The sequence below is a fragment of the Pelomonas sp. Root1444 genome, assembly GCF_001426885.1.
GTDB lineage: Bacteria > Pseudomonadota > Gammaproteobacteria > Burkholderiales > Burkholderiaceae_C > Pelomonas.
On the sequence record NZ_LMFP01000003.1, the window covers coordinates 302923 to 328850 of the forward strand.

Here is a 25928-nt window from a genome sequence, read left to right on the forward strand (position 1 = left end):
TGGGCAGGCCGTTCAGGCAATGGGTTGGTGGACGGTGACGAGCTTGGTGCCGTCCGGGAAGGTGGCTTCGACCTGGATCTCCGGGATCATCTCGGCGATGCCGTCCATGACGTCGTCGCGGGTCAGGACCTCGCGGCCCTCGCTCATCAGCTGGGCGACGGTCTTGCCGTCACGCGCGCCTTCGAGGATGGCGGCGCTGATGAAGGCGACGGCCTCGGGGTAGTTGAGCTTCAGGCCACGGGCCTTGCGCCGTTCGGCGAGCAGCGCCGCAGTGAACAAAAGGAGTTTGTCCTTCTCACGTGGAGTTAATTCCATCTCGCTTCGCTCCTCGTTCAGCTCGGTTTGACTATGGCTTGCAAGGCGGGTGCCAGTCGATCAGCACCTGCCCGGGGTCGGGCTTGCGGGCCGGGCCGGCGGGTTGGCGGGCTGGCGTGCCCAGCGCGATCCAGCCCAGCAGCGTCTCGCCCGGCTCGCAGAAGGCCGCGGCGATGGCCGGGTTGCGCACCTTGGCGCCGCTGAGCATCATGCCGCCGAAGCCCAGCGCATGCGCCGCGGTCAGGAAGCTGCCGATGGCGCCGCCGACGGCCGCCCATTGCTCGTGGGCCGGCACCTGCGGGTGGCCGGGGTCGATGCGGGCGACGACGGCGACGGTCATCGGCGGCTTCAGCGCGCGCTCGGCATCGAGCGCCGCGCCCTCCTCGCCCTTGCCGGCCGCACGGGCCGCGTCGGCAAACAGGGCGGCCATGCCTTGCTTGGCGGCACCGCGCACCAGCTTGAACCGGTAGGGCACCAGCTCGGCGTGGTCCGGCGCCCGCAGCGCGGCCTGGGCCATCAGCGCCAGCTGCGTGTCGCTGGGGCCGGGTTCGACGAGGTGCTTGGGGCCGACCGAATAGCGCGTCAGCAGCGCGGCAAGGCTGGTCGGCGTGGCCTGCATCGGCTCTTGCGGGCCGAGCGCCGGGCCGCTCCCAAGCCGGCCCGCGCTGGCGATGTGCTTGCCGGTCGATCCGGCAAGCATCGCCGTCCCCTCGGGGGACCGGCCAAGGTGCTCCTTGGACGAGGGGCTCACTTCAACAGGCCAGCGTTCTCTGCAGCGGCCTTGATGCCGTTGTAGTTCTCGGGCTTGCTGGGGATGAAGCGCGTGGCGCGCTGCAGGCCCAGGATCTCCTTGCCCTGCGGCGTGTTCAGGTCCAGCGCCAGGAAGGCGGCCTTGATCTTGTCTTGCAGCGCCTGCGGCATGTCGGCATGGACCGACCAGTTGTAGTCGTAGTAGGCCGGCGTCGTGTAGAAGACCTTGACCGCCGCCGGGTCCACCTTCTTCTCGGCGACGAACTTCTCCCAGACGGAGATGTTCAGCGCGCCGGCATCGACCTTGCCGCTGGCCACCGCGGCGATGGTGGCGTCATGCGCGCCGCTGAAGGCCACGCGCTTGAGGTCGGCGTCCGGGTTGATCTTGGCGCCCAGCAGGAAGCTGCGCGGCATCAGATGCCCCGACGTGCTGCTCTGCGAGCCGAAGCTCAGCGTCTTGCCCTTGAGGTCTTCGAGCTTGTTGATGCCGCTTTTCGCATCGGTGATGAAGACGGAGCGGAACTTTTCGTCCTCCTCGCGCTGCACCAGCGGGATGATCTTGCCGCCCGAGCGCACGTTGGCCTGCACGAAGGTGAAGCCGCCGAACCAGGCCAGGTCGATCTTCTTGTTGACGACCGTCTCCACCGCGGCGGCGTAGTCGGTCACCGGCGTCCACTCGACCTTCATGCCCAGCTTGCTCTCCAGGTACTGGCCCAGCGGCGCGAACTTGCGGGACAGCTCGGTGGGCGACTCGTCGGGGATGGCGGTCACGCGCAGCACCTGCTGGGCGTGGGCGGCAGCGCCGACGAGTGCGAGGCTGGCGACGAGAAGGCGGGCAAGTCGGTTCATGAGGACTCAGCTGTTCTTGGAGATGGAGATGGTCGGGAACTTGGACGAGTAGTCCTTGCTCTGGGCGGCGAGCTTGGACGCGACCTTGCGGGCGAGCGCCTTGTACAGGGCCGCCACGTCGCCGTCGGGCTCGGCCGCGACGGTGGGCGTGCCCGCGTCGGCCTGCGCGCGGATGCTCATCGCCAGCGGCAGAGAGGCCAGCAGCTCGGTGCCGTACTGCGCCGCCATCTTGGCGCCGCCCTCCGAGCCGAAGATGTGCTCGGCGTGGCCGCAGTTCGAGCAGATGTGCACGGCCATGTTCTCGACGATGCCGAGGATGGGGATGCCGACCTTCTCGAACATCTTCAGGCCCTTCTTGGCATCGATGAGGGCGATGTCCTGCGGCGTGGTGACGATGACGGCGCCGGTGACCGGCACGCGCTGCGAGAGCGTCAGCTGGATATCGCCGGTGCCGGGCGGCAGGTCGATGACGAGGTAGTCCAGGTCCTTCCAGTTCGTCTGGCGCAGCAGCTGCTCCAGCGCCTGGGTGGCCATGGGGCCGCGCCAGATCATGGCCTGGTCGTCGTCAACGAGGAAGCCGATGGAGTTGACCTGCAGGCCGTGCGCGACGTGCGGCTCCATGGTCTGGCCGTCGGCGCTTTCGGGGCGGCCTCGGGCGCCCAGCATCAGCGGCTGGCTGGGGCCGTAGACGTCGGCGTCCAGCACACCGACGCGGGCGCCTTCGGCATGCAGCGCCAGGGCCAGGTTGGCGGCCGTCGTGCTCTTGCCGACGCCGCCCTTGCCGGAGGCCACGGCGATGATGTTCTTGACGCCCGACAGCAGCTGCACGCCGCGCTGCACCGCATGGGCGACGACTTGCGTCGTGATGGCGACGTCGACGGTGCCGACGCCAGGCAGTTGGCGGGCCGCGGCGGTGATGGCATCGCGCAGCGCCGGGTGCTGGCTGGCGGCGGGGTAGCCCAGCTCGATCTGGACGGCCACCTTGGCGCCGTCCACGCGCACCGACTTCAGTGCCCGGGACTCGCCCAGCGAGCGGCCGCTGCCGGGGTCGAGCACGGCTTGCAGCAGGGGTTGAAGCTGGGCTTCGGTGATCGCGGTCATGGCAGGAAACAGTTCACGGGAGACAGGGCTGGCAGTCTAGGGCCTGTAAAGAAGTCTTGCGTTAACCGACCCGCCACAAGCCTTTGCGGGCCGCATGGGAAGCTACCGCCCCATGCAGCTACTTCGCATCCCGACCGCCGCCTTGGTGGCCTGTGCCGGCCTGCCAGCCGCCTTCGCGCAGACCAGCCCGACGCCGCCCGCGGCGGCCGCATCCGCGCCCGCGCGGCCGCCGGCCAAGCCCGCCGACGCCGCCAAGGCCCAGCTCGATCGCGTCGAGGTCAGCGGCACGGCCAGCGACGAGTCCGTCCGCCGGGCCTCGACGGCCAGCAAGATCGTCATCGGCCGGGAGGAGATCGACCGGTTCGGCGACTCCACCGTCGGCGAGGTGCTCAAGCGCCTGCCCGGCGTGACGACCGGCGGCCGCCCGGGCCGCGGCGGCGACATCCGCATGCGCGGCATGGGCGGCGGCTACACGCAGATCCTCGTCAACGGCGAACGCATGCCGCCCGGGTTCTCGCTGGACCAGCTGCCGCCCGACCAGGTCGAGCGCATCGAGGTGCTGCGCGCGCCGACGGCCGAGTACGGCGCGCGCGCCATCGCCGGCACCATCAACATCGTGCTGCGCGAGGCGCTGCAAAAGCGCATCAACGACCTGCGGCTGCAGCTGACCGAGGAGCGCGGCAAGCTGCGCCCCAACCTCGGCTGGACACGCAACGACAAGCTCGGCCAGACGGGCACCTACAACATCACGCTGAACGCGACGCGCAACGAGCGCATCGACGACTTCAACAACACGACCACGACGCACCTGCCCGCCACGGGCCAGGACAGCACGGTGGTGAACCAGGGCCGCAGCAACTCGGCCAACGAATCGCTCAACCTCAACGCCCGCGTGCAGTGGCGCGAGGCGAATGGCGACAGCTTCTCGCTGCAGCCCTTCATCGTCGTCAACCGCAGCAGCGGCGCCAACGTGTTCGACCAGACGCAAAGCCTGTGCAGCAGCGACCCGGCGAGCCAGATCCGCTGCCTGAACTACGACCACGCCGACACCGAGAGCCGCAACCGCTCGACGATGGCCCGGTTGCACGGGCAGTGGCAGCACCGCCTGGGCGAGAGCACGCGGCTGGAGCTGCGCGGCGCCGTGGGCGGCATGAACGCCCACGGCCACAGCGACCGCGAGGAGCGCCTGGGCGGCGCGCTGTTCCGCACGCAGGACGACACCACCGACAGCCACCACGGCTCCTGGAGCCTGGCGGCCAAGCTGTCGCACCAGATGGCCAGCGAGCACAGCCTGGTGGCCGGCCTGGAGGCCGAAGGACAGAACCTGGACCAGACGCGCCTGACGCTGCAGAACGGCCTGCCGCTGCCGGCGCTGCAGGACTTCGGCGACAACCTGTCGGCGTCGACGCGGCGCTATGCCTACTACGCGCAGGACGAGTGGAGCGTGGGCAAGCAATGGGGCTTCTACGCCGGCCTGCGCGGCGAGGCCATCACCACCGGCAGCGGCAGCGAGAGCAACCCGGTGCGCAACCGCTCGTCGGTCTGGACCCCGCTGCTGCACGCGGTCTGGAAGTTCGACGAGAAGGGCCGCGACCAGATCCGCGCCAGCCTCACCCGCTCGTACCGCAGCCCCAACCTGCAGGACATGATCGCGCGGCCCAGCATCAACTCGCAGTACGCCTGCCCCGACAACGCGCCGTGCGGCGCCAACGTCATCAACGACCCCGACCGCATGGGCAACCCCGACCTCAAGCCCGAGGTGGCGCGCGGGCTGGAGATCGCCTACGAGAACTACCTGAGCGGGGGCGGCATCGTCAGCGTCAACGCCTTCTACCGCCGCATCCAGGACCTGATCCGCGTGGAGCCGCAGCTGGAGACCGTGTCCTGGGCCAGCGTGCCGCGCTGGGTCGCCCGACCGCGCAACATCGGCGACGCGACGACCTACGGCGTGGAGCTGGAGGCCAAGTTCCGGCTCGACCAGTTCGTCAAGGACGCACTGCCCGTCAACATCCGCTCCAACCTGAGCCTGTTCCGCTCGCACGTCGACCAGCTCCCCGGCCCGCACAACACGCTGGACCAGCAGCCCCGCGGCACGGCCAACCTCGGCTTCGACTACCGCCTGCGCAGCCTGCCGCTGACGCTGGGCGGCAACATGAACTACACGCCGGCCTACCAGATCCAGCAGACCGAGCTGCAGCTGACCGACCTGGACAAGAAGCGCGTGGCGGACGCGTTCGCGCTGTGGACGTTCAACCCGTCGCTGGGCCTGCGCGTGTCCGCCGCCAACCTGGCGCCGCTGGACTACTTCACCGGCAGCGTCATCACCACCGACAAGGCCGTCATCACGTCACGCAGCGGCGGGCCCAGCTACACGCAGTGGCAGCTGCGCCTGGAGATGAAGCTGTGACGGCTCACGCGCCGGACGTACCCGTCACCCACGGCCCCGTCAGCCCGTCCAGTTCGCAGTCCCACAGCGCCTGCGCGTCCATCTCGTCGACGACGCCTTCGCCATAGACCTTGAGCGCCAGGCTGCGCAGCATGATGACCATGCCGCGCACGAACGCCGCCCGGCCCGCCTCGCCGGCCACGCCCAGCAGCACGGACGCGTCGAGCTTCACGTAGTCCAGGCCCGCCTGGTACAGCCGGTCGACCTGCGCCAGGCCCGCGCCGGCATGCTCCAGGCCGAGCTTGACACCCAGCGGGCGCAGCTGCCGGCCCAGCTCCAGCAGGCGCTCGAAGTGCTCGGTCGCGGCGGCTTCGGCCAGGTCGAACAGCAGGGCCCGCGCCGCCTGCGGCCATTGGCTCAGCAGTTCGCGCAGTTGCGGCAGGAAGCTGGTGTCGGCCAGCGAAGCCGGCGCGATGTTGATGCAGCGGGCCTGGCCGTCGGCGGCGATGGCCTTGAGGGCCAGGCTGACGGCGAAGAGGTCCACCGCGGCGGTCATGCGGGCGCGCAGCGCCAGCGGCAGCCAGGCCGAGGCGGGCAGGTCGTCGGCCTCCAGCCGCAGCTGCAGCGGGCACTCCAGGTGCAGCAAGCGGCCGGTACGGTCGCGGACCGGGAACTCGACCAGACGGCCCTGCTCCTGGCTGACGGCCTGGCGCAGCTGCTGGCGCCACTGGCCTTCACCCTGCTCGCGGCCGATGCCGGGGTCGGCGACGATCTCGACGACGAAGCCGCCGCGCGCCTCGCCCAGGTGCTCCGCGCGCGCCAGCGCCGCGTCGGCCTCCCCCAGCCAGACGCCGCTCGGCCGCTCGCGCGGCAGCTCGATGGCGCCCAGCACCACCTGCACGCCGGGGCCGAAGGCCGGCAGGCTGGCGCGCAGCGCGTCGGCCAGCGCATGCGCGGTCTCGGCGGCCACGCCCTCGACGGGCAGCCACAGCGCGAAGTCGCCGCCGTTGAGGCGGCCGACGCGGCAGCCGGCAACCGATTCGGGATAGGCCTGCAGCGCGGTCACGACCGTCAGCAGCACGTCGTCGACGGCACCGCGGCCCAGCCGCGCGTTCAGGCCTGGCAGGTCGCGCAGGCGCACGAGCACCAGGCCGGCGCTGGCCGGGCCGTCGTCGCGCTGCAGCGCGGCGTCCAGCTCGGCAAGGAAATGCTGGCGCGTGGACACGCCCGTCAACGGGTCATGGTGCACCTGCTCGCGCAGCACCAGCAGCTGGCCGGCCTGGGCCTCGAACAGGTCGCGCACGCGCTGCACCATCGCGTTCATCGCACGCGTCAGGCGCTGCAGCTCGGGCACGCGCGGCTCGGTGACCTGGCCGTAGCTGCCGGCCAGCACGCCCTCGGCCTGGGCCACGGCGGCGTCCAGCGGGCGGCGGATGCGCTGCAGGCCCGCCCAGGCCAGCACGGCCGCGACGATGCCGACGCCCAGCAGCCAGGCCAGCAGCCGGCGCGAGGCCAGCCATAGCTCGTCATGCGCATAGCCGGCATGGCTCTTCAGCTCCACCGCACCGATGGCGTTCCAGCCACTGGACAGCTGGGCCACGCCGGGCGCGGCCTCGATGGGCACGAGGCTGCGGAACCACGCGGGCGACTGCCCCGGCCTGGCCGCGCCGGTGCGCTCGAACAGCGTCTCACCCTGTGGGCCGCGCCAACGCACGAACTCATAGGAGCCGGTGTCGAACTGGGCCGACACCAGCAGCTTGATCAGCTCCGCATCGCCCTTTTGCTGCGACAGCGCGAGCGCCAGTGACTGCGCATTGTCGGCGTTCTTCAGCGCCAGCTGCGTCTGCATCAATTGACGCAGCGACAGCGTGGACAGACCGACCGCGCCCACCAGCGCCGCCAGCACCACGCCCAGCACCAGCCAGGCGATCTGCCGCATCAAGGACATGTCTCTCCCCTCATAAGAATCCCTCTGCCCTCACCTTCGCCACCAGCTCGCGCCACAAGGACAGCCGCGCCATCGGGTCGCCCTGGGTCACCTGGCCGACGCCCTGCCACAGCCCCTCCGTGTTGAAGCTGAACACGGGGGTGAGGTCGGCGCGGGCGGAGGCCGGCAGCACTTCGGGGCGGAGGTTGTCCAAGATCAGCGGCTCGCCATCCGGCTGGGCATAGTAGGCCAGCACCATGTGGGCCAGCGACTGGCCCTGCATGCGCGCCCGCACGTAGACCATGCGCAGCTTGGCCGTCGGCACGCCGGCGGCGGCCAGGCTGAAGTACTTGGCGATCGCATAGTCCTCGCAGTCGCCGGCGCGGCGCTCCAGGCTTTCCAGCGGCGAGGCCCAATAGTCCGGCAGGCCCCAGGTCGCGGCGTCCTCGCGGAAAGCCAGGCGCTGGTTGAAGAAATCGTTGATGTCCTTGAGGCGCTGCAGCTCGTCCTGCCGGCTGCTGCGCTCGATCTGCTGCAGCAGCGACTGGGCCTGCTCGGCCACGCGCGGGCCGCGCTGGGCGGCCGCTTCCATCACCCGTGCCGCGTCATAGGCCGCCGCCACCAGGCCCGGCAAGGCCAGCAATGCGGCCAGCCACCACCTGCAAAGGCCAGAACGGAAGGCGGCGCTGGCGGTGTGGATGGACAAGGGTGGGCGACGGGCGGCGGTTGATTTCACTGTACCCGCCGTCCCGCCGATGGTCCCGACGGGCCGGGGCCGCGGCGTGAACTCAGGCCGGCGACGAGCGCAAGCCGTAGGCCTTGTCGCCCACGAACAGGTACTCCGCGCGCAGCACCGCCTCGCCCTGCTCGCCCGTGAAGGTGAAGCCCAGCACGGCCACCTCGGCCCCGGGCTTGATCTCCTCGACGCCCCAGGCCTGCATGCGCGTCAGCGGCGCCAGCTCGACCTCCCAGCGCCGGTCGCGGCGCGTGGGCAACCTCGCCTTGGCCAGCAGCGCCGCGCCGTCGACGGCCGCGCTCTGCCGGGGCAGGCTGCGCTTGGCCAGGTCGGCGGGCAGGGTCGGGTTCTCAGGCAGCTCCAGCTGCAGCTCGGCATGCGGGTTGCGCCAGGCCACCTGCGTGACACGGCCACTCAGGTAGATCGGGCGCTCCTGGTCGAAGCTGCTCCAGCCGTGGTGGGCCAAGGCCGGCACGCCAGCAAGGGCCGGCAGCGCGGCCAACAGGGAACGTCGTTGCATCATCGACAACTCCTCGGTCAGATGTAGGCGATCCAGCGGCCGCAGATGATGACAGCGATCCAAATCCACAGCGAGAGCAGGCCCTGCACGCGGGCCGCGCGGTCGGCCAGCGCCAGGCCGCCACGAGCGTGGAACCACGCGGCGTTCGCGCCGGCCAGCATCAACAGCAGCAGCTTGATGCGAAAGGCCGGGTTGGCCAGCAGCTCCTGCGGCTGGGTCGAGAACATGGCCAGGCCGGTCAGCAGGCACAGCGCAAAGCCCAGCAGCGCCATCGGCAGCACCAGCCGCCCTAGTGCGGCCAGGTCCAGCCTGCGGGCCAGGCCCAGCAGGCGCAGCTCGAACACCAGCAGGCCGCCGAACAGCAGCGCGATGCCCAGCAGGTGCACGGTTTCCAGCGCCGGGTAGGCCCAGGGGTGCGAGGCGAGACCGGTCCACATGGCTGGGCGCGATTCAGAACTGCGGCGAAGTCGGCAAGATTGACGCCGGGCGGGGATGTCTTCACTGTAGCGGTGGCCGCGCCGCCTATGATTTTTGGGTGATGCCCATCCCCACCACCGCCGCCGGCGGCAAGACGCAGCAGATCCGCGACGACCTCGACCAGTCGCGCCGCCGCGGCCCCTTGCAGCAGATCCAGATTCCGCCCTGCCCTGAGCTGCTGGCGCAGCTGCAGCAGGCGATGAGCCACGCCGAGCCGGACCTCAACCTCGTCGCCCGCATCGCCTCCAGCGACGTGGCCATGGCTGCGACGCTGCTGCGCACCGCCAACAGCCCGCTGTTCAAGCCGGTCGGCCTGCCCTGCAGCACCGTCGGGCAGGCAATGACGCGGCTGGGCCTGCGCGAAAGCGTCGCGGTGATGACGGGCTTCCTGGTGCGGCACGCCATCCCCGTCAATGCACCGCAGCTGGCCCGCTTCTGGGAACGCAGCACCAAGCGCGCCGTCGCGATGGCCACCATCGCCCGCGAGCTGCCCGGGCTGTCACCCGACCTGGCACACAGCTTCGGGCTGTTCCTGCATGTCGGCATGCCGGTGCTGCTGCAGAGCGTGCGCGGCTATGGCGCGACGATGGTCGAGGCCGGCGCGCGCATCGACCGCCCCTTCATCGCCACCGAGAACGCCAACCACCGCACCGACCACGCCGTCGTCGGCGCGCTCGTCATCCGTGCCTGGAACCTGCCGGCGCCGCTGATGGCCGGCATACGCCTGCACCACGACTATGCCGCGCTGGGCCATGGCGATATCGAGCCGGAGACCCACACGCTGATCGCCGCCGGCCTGATCGCCGAGCACCTGATGCGCCGCCACGAGGGCCTGCCCGAGGACGCCGACTGGGCGGGCCACCATGGCGATGCGATGCGATGGCTGCACATCGGCTGGGACGAGCTGGCACTGTGGGAAGAGGCGGTCAACGCGCAGTTCGATGCGGCCTAGGCTTCCCCGCCTGAGGGTGGTCGTGCTCGCCGTCATGGTGGTGGCGACGCTGGCCACGCTCGGCTGGTGGATCTTCGGGCCTGCCGGCGTTGCGGTGGAGCTGACGCGGCGCAGCTGGCGCATGGAGATCGTCGTCGAGCGGCTGCGCGCCGAGTCCGGCTCGGACTGGTGCGACGAGCTGCCGGCCGATGTGCGCGACGTGTCGCGCCGCGTGATGGCCGACCCGACCGGCAAGCACGCCGAGCCGAGCGAGCATTGCCGCTACACCCAGCTCGCCTGGCGCCGCAGCTGGATCGCCAAGACCGAGGGCGGCCCCGCCGACCGCCCGGACTGGCCGCGCCCGCCGCTGCGCGTGGCCGCGCCCGGCGAGGCCGGCAGCGAACGGCTGGGCAAGCGTGAGGCCTACTTCGAGATCGAGCTGCGCGACCGCGAGGACCATGGCTGGATCTGCCGCGTGGACCGCGAGCGCTGGGAGCAACTGCGCGTGGGCATGCGCTTTCGCATCCCGGTGGACCGCTTCGGCACGGCAGACTGCCCGCGCATGTACGCCTCGCGGCTCTGACCCTCTCAGCGCGCCAGCTCCCACAAGCCGACGACGACGTGGCCCCACAGCGTCAGGTTGAAGAACAGCAGCGTGAAGACGCGCAGGAAGTTCCAGAACTTGCGCGCCCGCTGCAGGGCTTCATCCGCACCGGTGAAAACGTAGATGCCCATGTAGAGCGCCGAGGGCAGCAAGGTGGCCACCATCACAAGCGCCATGAACCAGTAGAAAAACGTCATGCCGCGATTGTGGCCACGTGGGGCGCGGCCGAAGCTGGGCGTTAGCCCGCAGGTGCGGCGCCCGCGGGGCCGTCAGGGCGGCCGCGTCGCGTCCAGCATCTGCCGCCACAGCGGCGCATAGGCCGGGTTGCCGATGCCCTCGGCGTGCGGCGAACGCCTGATGACGGGCAGGTCGAGTGCATGCATCTGCGCCTTGGGAATACCCAGCGTCGCATACACGTTGGCCATCACATCGGCCTGTGGCTCCCGCACGTGGTAGGTCGCGTGCCAGCGCTCCGGCGGCGTCGCGCCCGGCCGCCGGTACCAGCGCGCCACGTCGCCGTCGGCATCCTTGTCCCAGCCGCCCGAGAACATCAGCACGCCGGCCACCGCGCGGGTCTTGTCCAGGTAGGCCGCCATGCCGCCGCCCTGCGACTGGCCCGCCAGCACGATGCGGTACCAGCGCGGCTCGCCGCCGTCGAGGTAGTCGGCCCATTGGCCGGCCGGGTCTTGCTCGGCGAGGTATCTCAGCAGCCGCACGAGACGGGGAACGATGGCGTCCTCGGGCCGGTCGGCAATGGGTGCACCGACGACATCGCCCCAGACGCGCTGCTGGCGGAACGTCGCCGCGCAAGTCGGATGTGCCCGCAGCCGCGGGCCGATGCAGACCTGGGACACCGCGACATCGTCCAGATAGGACAGGCCGATGAGCCGGTAGCCGTTGTCGCGCACCGCCTGGAACAGCGCCCTGGGGCCATTCGCCGGCTGGCCGTTCGTGCCCGGCAGCCAGACGAGCAGCGGCTCGGCCGCGGTGGGGTCGTAGGCCACCCAGTGAGGCGGCTCATCGGCCGCCAGGCGCGCATCGGTGGCCTGGGGCGCGATGCGCAGCGCGCGCTCCTGGGCCTGCGCGGCCAACGCCAACAGCAGCGCCGCGAGACCCAGGAGGCGGCGCATGGGCGCCTACTTCTTGCGCACCGGCGGCACGTCCGTGCAGGAGCCGTGCGCCACTTCCGCGGCCATGCCGAGCGATTCGCCCAGCGTCGGGTGCGGGTGGATGGTCTTGCCGATGTCCACCGCGTCCGCGCCCATCTCGATGGCCAGTGCAATCTCGCCAATCATGTCGCCGGCATGCGTGCCGACGATGCCGCCGCCGATGATGCGGTGGCTTTCCTCGTCGAACAGCAGCTTGGTGAAGCCCTCGTCGCGGCCGTTGGCGATCGCACGGCCCGAGGCCGTCCACGGGAACAGGCCCTTGGTGACCTTGATGCCCTTGGCCTTGGCCTCATCTTCCGTGATGCCGACCCAGGCCACCTCGGGGTCGGTGTAGGCCACGCTCGGGATCACGCGGGCGTCGAACTGGCTCTTCTTGAGCTTCTCGTCGCCCAGCAGTTCGCCGGCGATGACTTCCGCCGCGACGTGGCCTTCGTGCACCGCCTTGTGGGCCAGCATGGGCTGGCCGACGATGTCGCCGATGGCGAAGACGCTGGGCACATTGGTGCGCATCTGCACGTCGACCGGGATGAAGCCGCGGTCGGTCACGACGACACCGGCGTTCTCTGCACCGATCTTCTTGCCGTTGGGCGTGCGGCCCACGGCCTGCAGCACGAGGTCGTAGCGCTGCGGCTCCTTGGGCGCCCCCTCGCCTTCGAACGTGACCCAGATGCCGTCGGGCTTGGCTTCCGCGCCCACCGTCTTCGTGTTCAACATGATGTTGTCGAAGCGGTAAGCGTTGAACTTCTGCCAGACCTTGACGAGGTCGCGGTCCGCGCCCGTCATCAGCGTGGGCAGCATTTCGACCACGTCGAGGCGCGAACCCAGCGTGGAGTAGACCGTGCCCATTTCCAGGCCGATGATGCCGCCGCCGACGATGAGCATCTTCTCGGCTTCGACCTGCATCTCCAGCGCGCCGGTCGAGTCGACGATGCGCGGGTCGTCCGGCAGGAAGGGCAGGCGCACGGCCTGCGATCCAGCGGCGATGACGATGCGCTTGAACGCCACGGTCTGCACCGCGCCGGTCTTTGCCTGGCCCACAGCACCTTCGGTCGCTTCGACCTTGAGGTTCTGGGCGTCCAGCAGCGTGCCCACGCCGCGCAGCACCGTCACCTTGCGCATCTTGGCCATGGCGGCCAGGCCGCCGGTCAGCTTGCCGGTGACCTTGTTCTTGTGCGCGCGCAGCTTGTCGATGTCGACCTCGGGCTCGCCGAACTTCACGCCCAGATCGGCCATGTGGTTGACCTCGTCCATGACGGCCGCGACGTGCAGCAGCGCCTTGGACGGGATGCAGCCGACGTTCAGGCAGACGCCGCCGAGCGTCGCGTAGCGCTCGACGAGGGCGACCTTGAGGCCCAGGTCGGCGGCGCGGAACGCGGCCGAGTAGCCACCTGGGCCGCCGCCGAGGACGACGAGGTCGAAGGCCTGGTCGGCATTGCCGCTGTAGGTCGCGGCGGCCGGGGCTTGCACGGGCGCTGCAGCGGCCGGCACGGGCGCGGGAGCAGCCGGTGCCGGCGCCGGCGCCGTGGCGCCTTCGGACTCCAGCGACAGGATCACCGAGCCCTTGGCGACCTTGTCGCCCAGCTTGACCTTGATCTCCTTGACGACGCCCGCAGCGGACGACGGGATCTCCATCGAGGCCTTGTCGCTCTCGACGGTGATCAGGCTCTGCTCGACCTTGACGGTGTCGCCGGCCTTGACCAGCACTTCGATGACGCCGACTTCGTCGAAGTCGCCGATGTCGGGAACTTGAACTTCCACGATTGCCATGTGTTCAGCTCCCGATCAGAGTGCGATCCGACGGAAGTCGGACAGCAGGCTCGCGAAGTAGACGTTGAAGCGAGCCGCGGCCGCACCATCGATGACGCGGTGGTCCCAGCTCAGCGACAGCGGCAGCATCAGGCGCGGCTGGAAGGCCTTGCCGTCCCACACCGGCTCGATCGAGCTCTTGCAGACGCCCATGATGGCCACTTCCGGCGCGTTGATGATGGGCGTGAAGTACTTGCCGCCGATGCCGCCCAGCGACGAGATCGAGAAACAGCCGCCACTCATGTCGGCCGGGCCCAGCTTGCCGTCGCGGGCCTTCTTGGCCAGCTCGCCCATTTCCTGGGTGATCTGGAAGATGCCCTTCTTGTCGGCGTCCTTGATGACGGGCACGACCAGGCCATTGGGCGTGTCGGCCGCGAAGCCGATGTGGAAGTAGTTCTTCAGGACCAGCGTGTCGCCGTCCAGGGAGCTGTTGAACTCGGGGAACTTCTTCAGCGCCGCGACGGCCGCCTTGATCATGAAGGCGAGCATCGTGACCTTGATGCCGGCCTTCTCGTTTTCCTTGTTCAGCTGGACGCGGAAGGCTTCGAGCTCGGTGATGTCCGCGTCGTCGTGGTTCGTCACATGCGGGATGACAACCCAGTTGCGGTGCAGGTTGGCGCCCGAGATCTTCTTGATGCGGGACAGTTCCTTGCGCTCGACCGGGCCGAACTTCTCGAAGTCGACCTTGGGCCAGGCGAGCACGTTCAAGCCCGTGCCACCGCCGGCGGACGCGGCGGGCGCCGCAGCCTTTTGCGCTGCGGTCTGCACCGCGCCGGACATGACGGCCTTGACGAAGCCCTGCACGTCGGCCTCGACGATGCGGCCCTTGGCACCGCTGCCCTTCACCTCCGCCAACGGCACGCCCAACTCGCGGGCGAGCTTGCGGATGCTGGGCGACGCGTGCGGCAGCTTGCCGGTCGGCGCGGTCGGCTGGTGCGGCGGCAGCGCGGCCGTGGGGACGGCCTTGGCTTCGGCGGGGGCCGGCGCGGCAGCGGCCTGAGCCGGCGCGGCAGCCGGTGTCGCAGCAGCCGGCGCGGGCGCTGCGGCGGCGCCACCGCCCGCAGCCTTCACGCGAGCCAGGGCCGAGCCCTTGCTGACCTTGTCGCCGATCTTGACCAGCAGTTCCTCGACGAGGCCGGCGGTCGACGACGGAATCTCCATCGAGGCCTTGTCGCTCTCGACGGTGATGAGGCTCTGCTCGACCTTGACGGTGTCGCCGACCTTGACGAGCAGCTCGATGACGGCCACCTCGTCGAAGTCGCCGATGTCCGGCACTTCGACGGTGACCGAGCCGCCCGCGGCAGCAGGTGCCAGTGCAGCGGGCTCGGCGGCGGGGGCCGGTGCGGGGGCTGAGGGCGCCGGCGCCGGGGCGGCAGCTGGGGCGGCCGGCGCAGGCGCCGCAGCACCCTCGCCTTCGACCAGCACCAGCACGCTGCCTTCCTTGACCTTGTCGCCCACGGCGACCTTGATCTCCTTGACGACGCCGGCCTGCGACGACGGGATCTCCATCGACGCCTTGTCGCTCTCGACGGTCACGAGGCTCTGCTCCACCTTGACGGTGTCGCCGACCTTGACCAGCACCTCGATGACGCCGACCTCGTCGAAATCGCCGATGTCGGGAACCTTGACTTCAACCAATGCCATGCTCTTGTCTCCCTCGGCTTTACGCGTAGAGCGGGTTGATCTTGTTCGCGTCGATGCCGTACTTGGCGATGGCCTCGGCGACGCGCTCGACAGGGATCGCGCCGTCATCGGCCAGCGCCTTCAGCGCGGCAACGACGATGTAGTGGCGGTTGACCTCGAAGTGCGCACGCAGCTTGGAGCGGAAGTCCGAACGGCCGAAGCCGTCGGTGCCCAGCACCTTGTACGAGCGGCCCTTGGGGATGAAGGCGCGGATCTGCTCCGCATAGTTCTTCATGTAGTCGGTCGACGCGATGACCGGGCCTTGCGTGCGGCCGAGCTGCTGCGTCACGAAGGGCACGCAGGCGAGTTCGGTCGGGTGCAGCAGGTTCCAGCGCTCGGCGTTCTGGCCGTCGCGGGCCAGTTCGTTGAAGCTCGGGCAGCTCCACACGTTGGCGCCGACGCCCCACTCTTCCTCCAGCAGCATCTTGGCGACCTGGCTCTCGCGCAGGATGGTGCCCGAGCCCAGCAGGTTGACGCTGACGGTCTTGCTGGCATCGGCCTCTTCCAGCAGGTACATGCCCTTGAGGATCTGGTCCTCGGTGCCGGGCTTCAGGCCGGGCATCGGGTAGTTCTCGTTCAGCAGGGTGATGTAGTAGAAGACGTTTTCCTGGTCCTCCACCATGCGCTTCAAGCCGCGCTGCATGATGACCGCGACTTCGTGTGCGAAGGTCGGGTCATAGGACACGCAGTTGGGGATGGTGCCGGCCAGGATGTGGCTGTGGCCGTCCTCGTGCTGCAGGCCTTCGCCGTTCAGCGTCGTGCGGCCGGACGTGCCGCCCAGCAGGAAGCCTCTCGCCTGCATGTCACCGGCGGCCCAGGCCAGGTCGCCGATGCGCTGGAAGCCAAACATCGAGTAGTAGACGTAGAACGGGATCATCACGCGGTTGTTCGTCGAGTACGACGTCGCCGCAGCGATCCACGAGGCCATGCCGCCCGCTTCGTTGATGCCTTCCTGCAGGATCTGGCCGGCCTTGTCCTCGCGGTAGTACATCACCTGGTCCTTGTCGACCGGGGTGTAGAGCTGACCCTTGGGGTTGTAGATGCCGATCTGGCGGAACAGGCCTTCCATGCCGAAGGTGCGCGCCTCGTCGACGAGGATGGGCACCGTGCGCGGGCCCAGTTCCTTGTCGCGCAGCAGCGTGGTCAAGAAGCGGACATAGGCCTGGGTCGTCGAGATCTCGCGGCCTTCGGCGGTCGGGTCCAGCACGGCCTGGAAAGTGGCCAGGTCGGGCACCTTCAGCGACTCATCGGTCTTGGGGCGGCGCTTGGGCAGGTAGCCGCCCAGAGCCTGGCGGCGCTCGTGCAGGTACTTCAGCTCCTGCGAGCCTTCCGGCGGCTGATAGAACGGAATCTTGGGCAGGTCTTCATCCGACACCGGGATGTTGAAGCGGTCGCGCATCGCACGGATGTCGTCGTCCTGCAGCTTCTTGGTCTGGTGGGCGGTGTTCTTGCCTTCACCGATCTTGCCCATGCCGAAGCCCTTGACGGTCTTCACCAGCAGCACGCTGGGCTGGCCGACGGTGTTGACGGCCTTGTGATAAGCCGCGTAGACCTTCTGCGGATCATGGCCGCCGCGCTGCAGGCGCCAGATGTCCTCGTCGCTCATCTTCGCGACGAGCTCCAGCAGCTTGGGGTGCTTGCCGAAGAAGTTCTTGCGCACGAAGGCGCCGTCGTTGGCCTTCATGGCCTGGTAGTCGCCGTCGACGGTCTCCATCATGACCTTGCGCAGCAACTCGTCCTTGTCGCGCGCCAGCAGCGGGTCCCAGTAGCCGCCCCAGATCAGCTTGATGACGTTCCAGCCCGCGCCGCGGAACTCGCCTTCGAGCTCCTGGATGATCTTGCCGTTGCCGCGCACCGGGCCGTCCAGGCGCTGCAGGTTGCAGTTGACGACGAAGATCAGGTTGTCCAGCTTCTCGCGAGCGGCCAGGCCGATGGCGCCCAGGCTTTCCGGCTCGTCCATCTCGCCGTCGCCCAGGAACACCCAGACCTTGCGCTTGCTCGTGTCGGCAATGCCGCGCGCGTGCAGGTACTTCAGGAAGCGGGCCTGGTAGATGGCCATCAAGGGGCCCAGGCCCATCGACACCGTCGGGAACTGCCAGAACTCGGGCATCAGCTTCGGGTGCGGATAGCTGGACAGACCCTTGCCGTCGACTTCCTGGCGGAAGTTGATCAGCTGCTCCTCAGAGATGCGGCCTTCCATGAAGGCGCGGGCGTAGATGCCGGGGGCGCTGTGGCCCTGGATGTAGAGCAGGTCGCCACCATGCACGCCGTCGTCGGCATGCCAGAAGTGGTTGAAGCCGCAGCCCAGCATGGTCGCCAGCGACGCGAAGGAGCTGATGTGACCGCCCAGGTCGCCGCCGTCCTCGGGGTTGTGCTTGTTGGCACGCACCACCATGGCCATCGCGTTCCAGCGCATGTAGGCGCGCAGGCGCTCTTCGATCTCGATGTTGCCGGGGAAGCGCTCTTCCTGGTCCGTCGGGATGGTGTTGACGTAGGCCGTCGTGGCCGAGAACGGCACGTCGATGCCGGCCTGGCGGGCGTGGTCGATCAGGGTCTCGAGCAGGAAGTGGGCGCGGTCGCCGCCCTCCTCGCCAATGACGGCCGAGAGGGCATCCAGCCACTCACGGGTTTCCGTCGGATCGTTGTCGTTCGCGGCGGCGCCGAGAAACTCTTGCGGCTGGGCGGACATGGCCGGTCTCCTTCATGAGCCACCTCTGCGGGCGGCGGTGGGGGGTGTTCTGAAAGGGCGAGCAGGCGCCAGGCGCCGCGAGCGGGGCGGAGTGTCTCACAAGCTTTTGCATTTCCCAAATGGCGCGAGCACGTTTCATATTGCGGAACAAACGCAACCTTGACCGCCCCGGATAATTTGCCGATGTCCCTAGATTCGCACGCTTCCGAGACCCGTACACGCCGACAGCGCCTGTTGGCGCCCTGGCGCCGCTTGGTCGCCACCTGGTGGTTCCGGCAGTCGCCGTCGCGCCAGGACCGGCTGGCCACGCTGGGCCCGCTGATTTCGGTGCTGCTGTTCCTGGCGGCCATCATTTCGGCCTTCTGGTACCTGCGCAACGAGGAAATCGAGCGCGAGACGGAATCGGTCAAGCGCGACACCGAGATCGCCCAGCAGCAGATCCGCCTGCGCCTGATCGAGAACCAGGAGCAGCTGGTGCGCATCGCGCGCGAGGTCGTCACGCGGCAGATCGATGCCCATGAGTTCGCGGCCCAGGCGCAGGCCTTTGCGCGCGAGCGGCCGGAGCTGACCCATGTGACCTGGCTGAGCGCCAAGCGCGAGCGGCGCAGCAGCGTCGGCGCCGCGGGCTTCCAGGCCGATGGCCTGATGACATCGGACGGCACCGACCCGTCCATGCCGCTGCCCAACCAGACCAACGCCGCGTCGCAGGCTTTCGAGGCGGCCAAGGGGGCCCGCCAGCCGGTCTATTCGCCCCCGTTCACCGACAGCAACGGCATCGCCGTCTTCCAGCTCCACATCCCGCTCATCGACCGCGGCGGGTTTGCCGGCGTGCTGATTGCCGAGTACACGATCGAGGCGCTGCTGCGCTACTACGTGCCGAGCGAGGTCTCCACCCGGCACAGCATCGCCGTGCTGGACGTACCGCGCGACCGCGTCGTTGCCAGCACCGTCATGCTCATGCCGGGCCAGACCTTGCGCCGGGCCTCGCTGCTGCACGACGTGCCGCTGGCGCCGGCGCTCAACGGCCTGGTGTTGCGCGGCCAGGGCTGGCGCACCTCCATCGGCCTGATCAGCAATGCGCTGTTCTGGCTGGTGCTGGCACTGGCCGGCCTGACGGTCTGGATGCTGCTGGGCACCTGGCGCCACATGCGCCGGCGCACGCAGATCCAGAACGCGCTCACGCTGGAGACCAACTTCCGCCGCGCCATGGAGAACTCCATGCTGACCGGCATGCGCGCCATGGACATGGACACGCGCATCACCTACGTGAACCCCGCCTTCTGCGCGATGACCGGGTTCTCCGAGACCGACCTCATCGGCCGCACGCCGCCCTACCCCTTCTGGCCCAACGACCGGCGCGAGGAGAACGCGCGCCTGCTGCAACAGGAGCTGCAGGGCCGCAGCCCGTCGGGCGGCGTGGAGGTGAGGATCCAGCGCAAGGACGGCTCGACCTTCGACGCCCGCGTCTACGTGTCGCCGCTGGTCGACACCAAAGGCAAGCAGACCGGCTGGATGACCTCGATGACCAACATCACCGAGGCCAAGCGGGTGCGCGACCAGCTGTCGGCGTCGCACGAACGCTTCACCACCGTGCTGGAAGGGCTGGATGCCGCCGTGTCGGTGCTGTCCGTGCAGCCGCCGGAGCTGCTGTTCGCCAACCGCAGCTACCGCCTCTGGTTCGGCGCCGACCCGGCCGGCCACGCGCTGCTGGCCGGCGGCCACCTGATGGGCACGACGAGCCGGCGCGGCGCGCTGGACGGCGACAGCGACGAGGTCGACGACTACTCCGGCCTGCCCGCCGAGGCGCTGACGGACATCGGCTCCGACCCGCGCGAGGTGTACGTCGAGTCGCTGGCCATGTGGTTCGACGTGCGAGCGCGCTATCTGCAGTGGACCGACGGGCGCCTGGCGCAGATGCTGATCGCGACCGACATCACGATGCGCCGCCATGCCGAGGCCCAGGCCGCACTGCAGGCCGAAAAGGCCCAGGTGACGAGCCGCCTGATGACGATGGGCGAGATGGCCTCCAGCGTGGCGCATGAGCTGAACCAGCCGCTGACCGCCATCACCAACTACTGCAACGGCATGGTCAGCCGCGTGCGCGCCGACAGCATCGACAAGGAAGCGCTGATGGCCGCGCTGACCAAGACGGCCAAGCAGGCGGAACGGGCGGGTCAGATCATTCACCGCATCCGCAACTTCGTGAAGCGCAGCGAGCCGCAGCGGCAGCCGGCCCATGCGGCCGACATCGTCGAGGACGCGGTGGAACTGGCCGGCATCGAGCTGCGCCGCCGCAACGTGGCGATCCACACCTACGTGGCGCAGCGCCTGCCGCAGCTGATGGTGGACCCCATCCTCATCGAGCAGGTGCTGATGAACCTGCTGAAGAACGCCGCCGAGGCCATCGACAACGCGTCGCTGCCGACGTCGCGCCGCCACATCGAGCTGCGCGTCGTGCCCAAGCACAGCGCCGAGCTGGGCGGGCAGATCGAGTTCTCGGTCACCGACATGGGCCCCGGCCTGCCCGACGAAGTGCTGGCGCGCATGTACGAGGCCTTCTTCTCGACCAAGGCCGACGGCATGGGCATCGGATTAGGGTTATGCCGGTCTATCGTCGAGTCCCACCAGGGCCGGATAAAAGCCGAGAACCTCTACAATGGCTCCTTGGTCGTTGGCTGCCGATTCGCCTTCACGATTCCGGTCACGATCACCTCAGAACACCTGCGTGCGGATACCCTTCCGGGTAGCGCCGGCAGCGCTCAGAGAACCGAACCCACCACACCATGAGCTTGATCCCGAAGAAGGGCAACGTCTACGTTGTCGATGACGACGAAGCGGTCCGCGACTCCCTGCAATGGCTGCTCGAAGGCAAGGACTACCGGGTCAAGTGCTTTGACTCCGCCGAATCCTTCCTGGCCCGCTACGACCCACGCGAAGTCGCCTGCCTCATCGCAGACATCCGCATGGACGGCATGACCGGCCTGGAACTGCAGGACCGCCTCATCGAGCGCAAGAGCCCGCTGCCCATCGTCTTCATCACTGGCCACGGCGACGTGCCGATGGCCGTGCAGACGATGAAGAAGGGGGCGATGGACTTCATCGAGAAGCCCTTCAAGGAAGAAGAGCTGCTGGCCCTGGTGGAGCGCATGCTCGACCAGGCCCGCGAGGCCTTCTCCAGCCACCAGGAAGCCGCCAGCCGCGATGCCCTGCTGGCGCGGCTCACGACGCGCGAGGCCCAGGTGCTGGAGCGCATCGTCGCCGGCCGCCTGAACAAGCAGATCGCCGACGACCTGGGCATCAGCATCAAGACGGTGGAGGCGCACCGCGCCAACATCATGGAAAAACTCAACGCCAACACGGTGGCGGACCTGCTCAAGATTGCCTTGGGCGCGACCGCCAAGGCTTGACCCCCCTTCCCTACCGAAAGGCCGCTGAACCCTCAGCGGCTTTTTGCTTTTTGACTTTTCAAATGCGCTGGAGCCTCACATGACCGCCCAACTGATCGACGGCCTCGCCCTCTCCAAGCAACTGCGCACCGAAGCCGCCACCCGCGCCGCCGCGCTGACCGCAAAAGGCAAGCAACCCGGCCTCGCCGTCGTCCTCGTCGGCGACAACCCGGCCAGCCAGGTCTATGTGCGCAACAAGGTCAAGGCCTGCGAGGAGGCCGGCATCCACTCGCGGCTGGAGAAGTACGACGCGGCCATGACCGAGGCCGAATTGCTGGCCCGCGTCGACGCGCTGAACAACGATCCCACCATCCACGGCATCCTCGTCCAGCTGCCGCTGCCCAAGCACATCGACGACCACAAGGTCATCGAGTCCATCTCGCCGGCCAAGGACGTGGACGGCTTTCACGTCGCCAGCGCCGGTGCGCTGGTCGTCGGTGAACCGGGCTTCAAAGCCTGCACGCCTTACGGCTGCATGAAGATGCTGGAAAGCATCGGCATGAAGGACTTGAAGGGCAAGCATGCGGTGGTCATCGGCCGTAGCAACATCGTCGGCAAGCCCATGGCGTTGATGCTGCTGGCCGCCAACGCCACCGTCACCGTCTGCCACAGCGGCACCGCCGACCTGGGCGCCATGACGCGCCAGGCCGACGTCATCGTCGCGGCGGTGGGCAAGCGCAACGTGCTGACGGCCGGCATGGTCAAGCCCGGCGCGGTCGTCATCGACGTGGGCATGAACCGCAACGACGAGGGCAAGCTCTGCGGCGACGTGGACTTCGACGGCGTGAAGGAAGTGGCCGGCTGGATTACCCCGGTCCCCGGTGGGGTCGGCCCGATGACCATTGCCATGTTGCTGGTCAACACGCTTGAATCCGCAGAACGCGCCGCCAAGTCCACCTGATATGACGAATCCCCTGCTTTCCACCGCCGCCCTGCCCGAGTTCGCGGCCATCCAACCGGAGCATGTGCAGCCGGCCATCACCGAGCTGCTGGCCGCTGCCCAGGTCGCGCTGGATGAAGCCACGCGGCCCGAGACCCCGGCCGACTACGACACGCTGTCGCGCATCCTGGACACGGCCACCGAACGCCTGGGCACCGCCTGGGGCGCCGTGGGCCACTTGAACGCCGTGGCCGACACGCCCGCGCTGCGCGAGGCCTACAACGCCATGCTGCCGGCCGTGACCGAGTTCAGCACCGCGATGGGCGCCAACGAGGCACTGTTCGCCAAGTACAAGGCCGTCGTGGTAGCACAGGGGCCGGCCCTCAGCCGGCCGCGCCAGCAGGTGCTGAAGCACGCCATCCGCAACTTCGTGCTGTCCGGCGCCGAGCTGCAGGGCGAAGCCCGCGAGCGCTACGCCGCCATCCAGGAGCGCAGTGCCGAGCTGCAGCAGCAGTTCAGCGAACACGTGCTGGACGCCACCGACGGCTGGAGCTACATCGCCACCGCCGAGGAGCTGGCCGGCGTGCCGCAGGACGTGCTGGATGCGACCAGGCTCGACGACGGCGGCTACAAACTCACGCTGCACTTCCCGGTCTACCTGCCCGTCATGCAGTACGCCGAAAGCCGCGCGCTGCGCGAGAAGCTCTACCGCGCCTACGTGACGCGCGCCAGCGACATCCAGGAATCCGGCGGCAAGCCCGAATGGGACAACACCGCCGCGATGCGCGAGATCGTCGCGCTGCGCCAGGAAGAGGCCAAGCTGCTGGGCTACGCCAGCTTCGCCGAGGTCTCGCTGACGCCCAAGATGGCCTCATCGCCGGCCGAGGTGATGACCTTTCTGCGCGACCTGGCCCAACGCGCCCGCCCCTTCGCCGAGAAGGACCTCGCCGAGCTGCGCGAGTTCGCCAAGGGTCAGCCTCTTGAATCCTGGGACGTCTCCTACTGGAGCGAGAAGCTCAAGGAGGCCCGCTACGCCTTCAGCGACCAGACGGTCAAGCAGTACTTCACCGCGCCCAAGGTCGTCGCCGGCCTGTTCTCCATCATCGAGCGGCTGTTCGACGTGTCCATCGCCGAGGCCCAGGCCTCGGTCTGGCACGAGACCGTCAAGTTCTACGAGATGAAGCGCGGCGGCCAGCTCATCGCGCAGTTCTACCTAGACCTCTACGCCCGCAACGGCAAACGCCCCGGTGCGTGGATGGACGAAGTGCGCAGCCGCTGGCTCAAGCCCACCGGTGAACAGCAGACGCCGGTCGCGCTGCTGACCTGCAACTTCGCGTCACCGGTGGGTGACAAGCCGGCCCTGCTGACGCACGACGACGTCATCACGCTGTTCCACGAGTTCGGCCACGGCCTGCACCACATGCTGACGCAGGTGAACGACCTGGGCGTGTCGGGCATCTCGGGCGTCGAGTGGGACGCCGTCGAACTGCCCAGCCAGTTCATGGAGAACTTCTGCTGGGAGTGGGACGTGCTGCAGCAGTTGAGCGGCCATGTCGACAGCGGCGCGCCGCTCCCGCGCGACCTTTTCGACAAGATGACCGCGGCCAAGAACTTCCAGAGCGGCCTGATGACGCTGCGCCAGATCGAGTTCGCGCTGTTCGACATGCGCCTGCATGGCGAGCCCGGCTCGGAAGCCGACGTGCAGAAGGTGCTGGACGAGGTGCGCGCCGAAGTCGCGGTGCTGATCCCGCCCGCCTTCAACCGCTTCCAGCACAGCTTCTCGCACGTCTTCGCGGGCGGCTACGCGGCCGGCTACTACAGCTACAAATGGGCCGAGCTGCTGAGCGCCGACGCCTGGAGCGCCTTCGAGGAAGAAGGCGTGTTCAACGCCGCCACCGGCAGGCGCTTCCTGACCGAAGTGCTGGAGCAAGGCGGCGCCCGCGACGCCATCGACAACTTCAGGGCGTTCCGTGGCCGCGAGCCCAGGATCGATGCGCTGCTGCGTCATCAGGGCATGAGCTGATGCGGTATGTCGCGCTCTGGCGCGGCATCAACGTCGGCAAGGCCAAGCGGCTGGCCATGGCCGATCTCAAGCTGCTGCTCACCGAGCTCGGCGCGACCCAGGTCGCCACGCTGCTGAACAGCGGCAACGCGGTCTTCGACACCGGCAAGAAGATCAGCGGCGACAAGATCCGTGCGGCCGTGGCCGACAGGCTTGGCGTCGACGCGGCCGTCATCCTGAAGACTGCGGCCGAGTGGCAGGCCATCGCGGCCGAGCAGCCGATCGCCGAAGCCGACGACCCCAGCCGCCTGCTGGTGGCCGTCCCGGCGAGCGCCGCGGCGCTGCAGGCGGCGGCCGGCATCATGGCCGACAGCGGCGAGCGCTTCGTCGTCACTGAGCACGCCGCCTACCTGTGGTGTGGCAACGGCATCCTCGAAAGCAAGGCCGCCGTGCTGCTGCTCAAGCGGCTCGGCGAACAGGGCACGACGCGCAACTGGGCGACGGTCCAGAAGCTGAGCGCATTGGCCCGCCAGGGCTGAATCAGCCGGCATCCTCCAGCGTGTGCACGCGCAGGCCGACAGGGTCGCGCGCCGGCGCCTTCCACGGCGCGCGGGCCAGCATGCGGCGCCCGTCCTTCAAGCCGGTGCTCCAGCGGGCGCGCAGGCGCTCGTCGCTGAAGTCGATGTCGCGCCACGAGTCTTCGCCGGCCAGCGCACGCATGACGAGATGGACGACGTCGATGCGCGCATCGCAGCCCAGCGCGAGCAGTTCCTTCACGGCCGGGTCGGCACTGGTCCTGGCGTCGAGCTTGCGGCCGACGAGGCGCAGCGCGCGGCGCAGGTTCTGCAGCCGCTCATGGTCGCCCAGGTGCTCCAGGATGCGGCTGGCGTACTGGATGTCCTTGTAGCGCGTCAGCGCCTGCGCCATGGTCTGCGGCGCGGCCTCACTGGCGTCCCACAGGTCCACCATGAAGCACAGCGTGTCGCGGCGCTCGCTGTCGTCCAGCACCACGTCCAGCGGCGTGTTGCTGTAGATGCCGCCGTCCCAGAACGCTTCCTTGCCGATCTGCACCGGCGCAAAGCCGGGCGGCAGCGCGCCGCTGGCCATCACATGCTCGGGGCCGATGCGGGTGTGGCCGTCACGGTTGTCGAACAGCGCCAGCCCGCCGCTGCGCACGTTCACGGCGCACAGCGTCAGCCGCGTCTCGGCCGCGGCGATGCGCTCGAAGTCGACCAGCTCGCGCAGCGTGTCGGCCAGCGGCGCGGTGTCGTAGAAGCCCAGCTCCGCCAGCGGCGCGCGCCGGTTCATGTCCCAGGCCTGCGGGCCGCGCGGCTTGAAGAAGCCGGGGATGCCGCTGGTCAGCGTCTGCCAGGTCTGCAGGCCCTGCTGCCACAGCGCCGTCCAGGGGCTGGGTGGCAACCTGGGTGCAAAGCCGGACCGTGTGACGCGGTCCCAGAAGCTGCGCAGCGCCTTGACCCGGTCGCCCGGCGCGTTGCCGGCGATCAGCGCGGCGTTGATGGCGCCGATGGACGTGCCCACCAGCCAGTCGGGCGGCAGCTCTGCGTCCTCCAGCGCCTCGACGAAGCCGGCCTGGTAGGCCCCCAGCGCACCGCCGCCCTGGAAGACATAGACGGTCTGCGACGCGCGCTTGGCCATG

At 69.0% G+C, this 25928-nt stretch carries 22 protein-coding genes; 8 read left to right on the forward strand and 14 right to left on the reverse strand.

The genetic code is table 11. The features are described 5' to 3' along the window. Nucleotides 1–12: 12 nt before the first annotated feature. From ASD35_RS04195 to apbC, 4 genes are read right to left on the reverse strand one after another with little or no spacing between them, the layout of a single operon-like run. On the reverse strand, nucleotides 13–315 hold the full coding sequence (locus tag ASD35_RS04195) for an urease subunit gamma (protein WP_056873647.1): 303 nt from the start codon (nucleotides 313–315) through the stop codon (nucleotides 13–15). A 31-nt stretch (nucleotides 316–346) separates the two neighbouring features. Continuing rightward, nucleotides 347–1015 (reverse strand): nitroreductase family protein, encoded by a 669-nt coding sequence (locus tag ASD35_RS04200; RefSeq protein ID WP_235538237.1) that lies wholly within the window; start codon nucleotides 1013–1015, stop codon nucleotides 347–349. 47 nt (nucleotides 1016–1062) lie between these two features. Continuing rightward, the gene (locus ASD35_RS04205) at nucleotides 1063–1914 is read right to left on the reverse strand and encodes a putative selenate ABC transporter substrate-binding protein (protein WP_056873648.1); all 852 of its coding nucleotides are present in this window, start codon (nucleotides 1912–1914) and stop codon (nucleotides 1063–1065) included. Between the two features lie 6 nt (nucleotides 1915–1920). Further along, nucleotides 1921–3015: an iron-sulfur cluster carrier protein ApbC gene (gene apbC, locus ASD35_RS04210; RefSeq protein WP_056873649.1), complete on the reverse strand. Its 1095-nt coding sequence runs from the start codon at nucleotides 3013–3015 to the stop codon at nucleotides 1921–1923. A gap of 112 nt (nucleotides 3016–3127) precedes the next feature. On the opposite strand from apbC, the gene ASD35_RS04215 reads away from it, so the two are divergent. Next, nucleotides 3128–5422, forward strand: coding sequence for a TonB-dependent siderophore receptor (locus ASD35_RS04215; protein ID WP_056873650.1), 2295 nt, complete (start codon nucleotides 3128–3130; stop codon nucleotides 5420–5422). 4 nt (nucleotides 5423–5426) lie between these two features. On the opposite strand, the gene ASD35_RS04220 is transcribed toward ASD35_RS04215, so the two are convergent. From ASD35_RS04220 to ASD35_RS04235, 4 genes are all read right to left on the reverse strand, one after another. Then, nucleotides 5427–7349 (reverse strand): LapD/MoxY N-terminal periplasmic domain-containing protein, encoded by a 1923-nt coding sequence (locus tag ASD35_RS04220; RefSeq protein ID WP_056873651.1) that lies wholly within the window; start codon nucleotides 7347–7349, stop codon nucleotides 5427–5429. A gap of 10 nt (nucleotides 7350–7359) precedes the next feature. Next, nucleotides 7360–8034, reverse strand: a complete 675-nt coding sequence (locus ASD35_RS04225; RefSeq protein WP_235538238.1) for a transglutaminase-like cysteine peptidase — start codon at nucleotides 8032–8034, stop codon at nucleotides 7360–7362. 82 nt (nucleotides 8035–8116) lie between these two features. Further along, nucleotides 8117–8584 (reverse strand): DUF6152 family protein, encoded by a 468-nt coding sequence (locus tag ASD35_RS04230; protein ID WP_369819190.1) that lies wholly within the window; start codon nucleotides 8582–8584, stop codon nucleotides 8117–8119. Nucleotides 8585–8601: 17 nt separating this feature from the next. Beyond that, a complete protein-coding gene (locus ASD35_RS04235; protein WP_056873653.1) occupies nucleotides 8602–9021 on the reverse strand; it encodes a hypothetical protein in 420 nt (139 codons plus the stop codon). Between the two features lie 101 nt (nucleotides 9022–9122). Between ASD35_RS04235 and ASD35_RS04240 the strand changes: the two genes are divergently transcribed. Together ASD35_RS04240 and ASD35_RS04245 are read left to right on the forward strand one after the other, a co-directional pair. Next, nucleotides 9123–10013: an HDOD domain-containing protein gene (locus ASD35_RS04240; RefSeq protein WP_056873654.1), complete on the forward strand. Its 891-nt coding sequence runs from the start codon at nucleotides 9123–9125 to the stop codon at nucleotides 10011–10013. 16 nt (nucleotides 10014–10029) lie between these two features. After that, the gene (locus ASD35_RS04245; protein WP_056873655.1) at nucleotides 10030–10575 is read left to right on the forward strand and encodes a hypothetical protein; all 546 of its coding nucleotides are present in this window, start codon (nucleotides 10030–10032) and stop codon (nucleotides 10573–10575) included. Between the two features lie 5 nt (nucleotides 10576–10580). Here ASD35_RS04245 and ASD35_RS04250 read toward each other — a convergent pair whose 3' ends face one another. From ASD35_RS04250 to aceE, 5 genes are all read right to left on the reverse strand, one after another. Beyond that, nucleotides 10581–10793 (reverse strand): hypothetical protein, encoded by a 213-nt coding sequence (locus ASD35_RS04250; protein WP_056873656.1) that lies wholly within the window; start codon nucleotides 10791–10793, stop codon nucleotides 10581–10583. Nucleotides 10794–10865: 72 nt separating this feature from the next. Beyond that, on the reverse strand, nucleotides 10866–11726 hold the full coding sequence (locus tag ASD35_RS04255; RefSeq protein ID WP_056873657.1) for a hypothetical protein: 861 nt from the start codon (nucleotides 11724–11726) through the stop codon (nucleotides 10866–10868). A 6-nt stretch (nucleotides 11727–11732) separates the two neighbouring features. Beyond that, nucleotides 11733–13532, reverse strand: a complete 1800-nt coding sequence (gene lpdA / locus ASD35_RS04260; RefSeq protein ID WP_056873658.1) for a dihydrolipoyl dehydrogenase — start codon at nucleotides 13530–13532, stop codon at nucleotides 11733–11735. 15 nt (nucleotides 13533–13547) lie between these two features. Beyond that, nucleotides 13548–15215, reverse strand: a complete 1668-nt coding sequence (aceF, locus tag ASD35_RS04265; RefSeq protein WP_056873659.1) for a dihydrolipoyllysine-residue acetyltransferase — start codon at nucleotides 15213–15215, stop codon at nucleotides 13548–13550. 19 nt (nucleotides 15216–15234) lie between these two features. Beyond that, a complete protein-coding gene (gene aceE, locus ASD35_RS04270; RefSeq protein WP_056873660.1) occupies nucleotides 15235–17943 on the reverse strand; it encodes a pyruvate dehydrogenase (acetyl-transferring), homodimeric type in 2709 nt (902 codons plus the stop codon). 183 nt (nucleotides 17944–18126) lie between these two features. On the opposite strand from aceE, the gene ASD35_RS04275 reads away from it, so the two are divergent. From ASD35_RS04275 to ASD35_RS04295, 5 genes are all read left to right on the forward strand, one after another. Then, entirely contained in the window at nucleotides 18127–20730 is a 2604-nt protein-coding gene (locus tag ASD35_RS04275) for a PAS domain S-box protein (RefSeq protein ID WP_082579908.1), read from the forward strand. Beyond that, on the forward strand, nucleotides 20727–21350 hold the full coding sequence (locus ASD35_RS04280) for a response regulator transcription factor (RefSeq protein ID WP_056195018.1): 624 nt from the start codon (nucleotides 20727–20729) through the stop codon (nucleotides 21348–21350). The genes ASD35_RS04275 and ASD35_RS04280 overlap by 4 nt, the downstream gene beginning before the upstream one ends. Nucleotides 21351–21429: 79 nt before the next feature. Next, entirely contained in the window at nucleotides 21430–22290 is an 861-nt protein-coding gene (gene folD, locus ASD35_RS04285; RefSeq protein WP_056873661.1) for a bifunctional methylenetetrahydrofolate dehydrogenase/methenyltetrahydrofolate cyclohydrolase FolD, read from the forward strand. 1 nt (nucleotide 22291) lies between these two features. Continuing rightward, complete coding sequence (locus ASD35_RS04290; protein ID WP_056873662.1) at nucleotides 22292–24292, forward strand: M3 family metallopeptidase; 2001 nt, start codon at nucleotides 22292–22294, stop codon at nucleotides 24290–24292. Then, a complete protein-coding gene (locus ASD35_RS04295; RefSeq protein ID WP_056873663.1) occupies nucleotides 24292–24810 on the forward strand; it encodes a DUF1697 domain-containing protein in 519 nt (172 codons plus the stop codon). The genes ASD35_RS04290 and ASD35_RS04295 overlap by 1 nt, the downstream gene beginning before the upstream one ends. A gap of 1 nt (nucleotide 24811) precedes the next feature. On the opposite strand, the gene ASD35_RS04300 is transcribed toward ASD35_RS04295, so the two are convergent. Beyond that, nucleotides 24812–25927, reverse strand: coding sequence for a patatin-like phospholipase family protein (locus ASD35_RS04300; protein WP_056873664.1), 1116 nt, complete (start codon nucleotides 25925–25927; stop codon nucleotides 24812–24814). Between the last annotated feature and the right edge of the window lies 1 nt (nucleotide 25928).

What these genes read in the sequence shown, in the direction of transcription:
- ASD35_RS04290 (WP_056873662.1), top strand. Translation starts at nt 22,292, where the DNA reads ATGACGAATCCCCTGCTTTCCACCGCCGCCCTGCCCGAGTTCGCGGCC.
- apbC (WP_056873649.1), bottom strand. Translation starts at nt 3,015, where the DNA reads ATGACCGCGATCACCGAAGCCCAGCTTCAACCCCTGCTGCAAGCCGTG.
- folD (WP_056873661.1), top strand. Translation starts at nt 21,430, where the DNA reads ATGACCGCCCAACTGATCGACGGCCTCGCCCTCTCCAAGCAACTGCGC.
- ASD35_RS04220 (WP_056873651.1), bottom strand. Translation starts at nt 7,349, where the DNA reads ATGTCCTTGATGCGGCAGATCGCCTGGCTGGTGCTGGGCGTGGTGCTG.
- ASD35_RS04250 (WP_056873656.1), bottom strand. Translation starts at nt 10,793, where the DNA reads ATGACGTTTTTCTACTGGTTCATGGCGCTTGTGATGGTGGCCACCTTG.
- ASD35_RS04275 (WP_082579908.1), top strand. Translation starts at nt 18,127, where the DNA reads ATGTCCCTAGATTCGCACGCTTCCGAGACCCGTACACGCCGACAGCGC.
- ASD35_RS04205 (WP_056873648.1), bottom strand. Translation starts at nt 1,914, where the DNA reads ATGAACCGACTTGCCCGCCTTCTCGTCGCCAGCCTCGCACTCGTCGGC.
- lpdA (WP_056873658.1), bottom strand. Translation starts at nt 13,532, where the DNA reads ATGGCAATCGTGGAAGTTCAAGTTCCCGACATCGGCGACTTCGACGAA.
- ASD35_RS04200 (WP_235538237.1), bottom strand. Translation starts at nt 1,015, where the DNA reads ATGCTTGCCGGATCGACCGGCAAGCACATCGCCAGCGCGGGCCGGCTT.
- ASD35_RS04215 (WP_056873650.1), top strand. Translation starts at nt 3,128, where the DNA reads ATGCAGCTACTTCGCATCCCGACCGCCGCCTTGGTGGCCTGTGCCGGC.
- ASD35_RS04255 (WP_056873657.1), bottom strand. Translation starts at nt 11,726, where the DNA reads ATGCGCCGCCTCCTGGGTCTCGCGGCGCTGCTGTTGGCGTTGGCCGCG.
- aceE (WP_056873660.1), bottom strand. Translation starts at nt 17,943, where the DNA reads ATGTCCGCCCAGCCGCAAGAGTTTCTCGGCGCCGCCGCGAACGACAAC.
- ASD35_RS04195 (WP_056873647.1), bottom strand. Translation starts at nt 315, where the DNA reads ATGGAATTAACTCCACGTGAGAAGGACAAACTCCTTTTGTTCACTGCG.
- ASD35_RS04240 (WP_056873654.1), top strand. Translation starts at nt 9,123, where the DNA reads ATGCCCATCCCCACCACCGCCGCCGGCGGCAAGACGCAGCAGATCCGC.
- ASD35_RS04300 (WP_056873664.1), bottom strand. Translation starts at nt 25,927, where the DNA reads ATGGCCAAGCGCGCGTCGCAGACCGTCTATGTCTTCCAGGGCGGCGGT.
- ASD35_RS04295 (WP_056873663.1), top strand. Translation starts at nt 24,292, where the DNA reads ATGCGGTATGTCGCGCTCTGGCGCGGCATCAACGTCGGCAAGGCCAAG.
- ASD35_RS04235 (WP_056873653.1), bottom strand. Translation starts at nt 9,021, where the DNA reads ATGTGGACCGGTCTCGCCTCGCACCCCTGGGCCTACCCGGCGCTGGAA.
- ASD35_RS04280 (WP_056195018.1), top strand. Translation starts at nt 20,727, where the DNA reads ATGAGCTTGATCCCGAAGAAGGGCAACGTCTACGTTGTCGATGACGAC.
- ASD35_RS04230 (WP_369819190.1), bottom strand. Translation starts at nt 8,584, where the DNA reads ATGCAACGACGTTCCCTGTTGGCCGCGCTGCCGGCCCTTGCTGGCGTG.
- aceF (WP_056873659.1), bottom strand. Translation starts at nt 15,215, where the DNA reads ATGGCATTGGTTGAAGTCAAGGTTCCCGACATCGGCGATTTCGACGAG.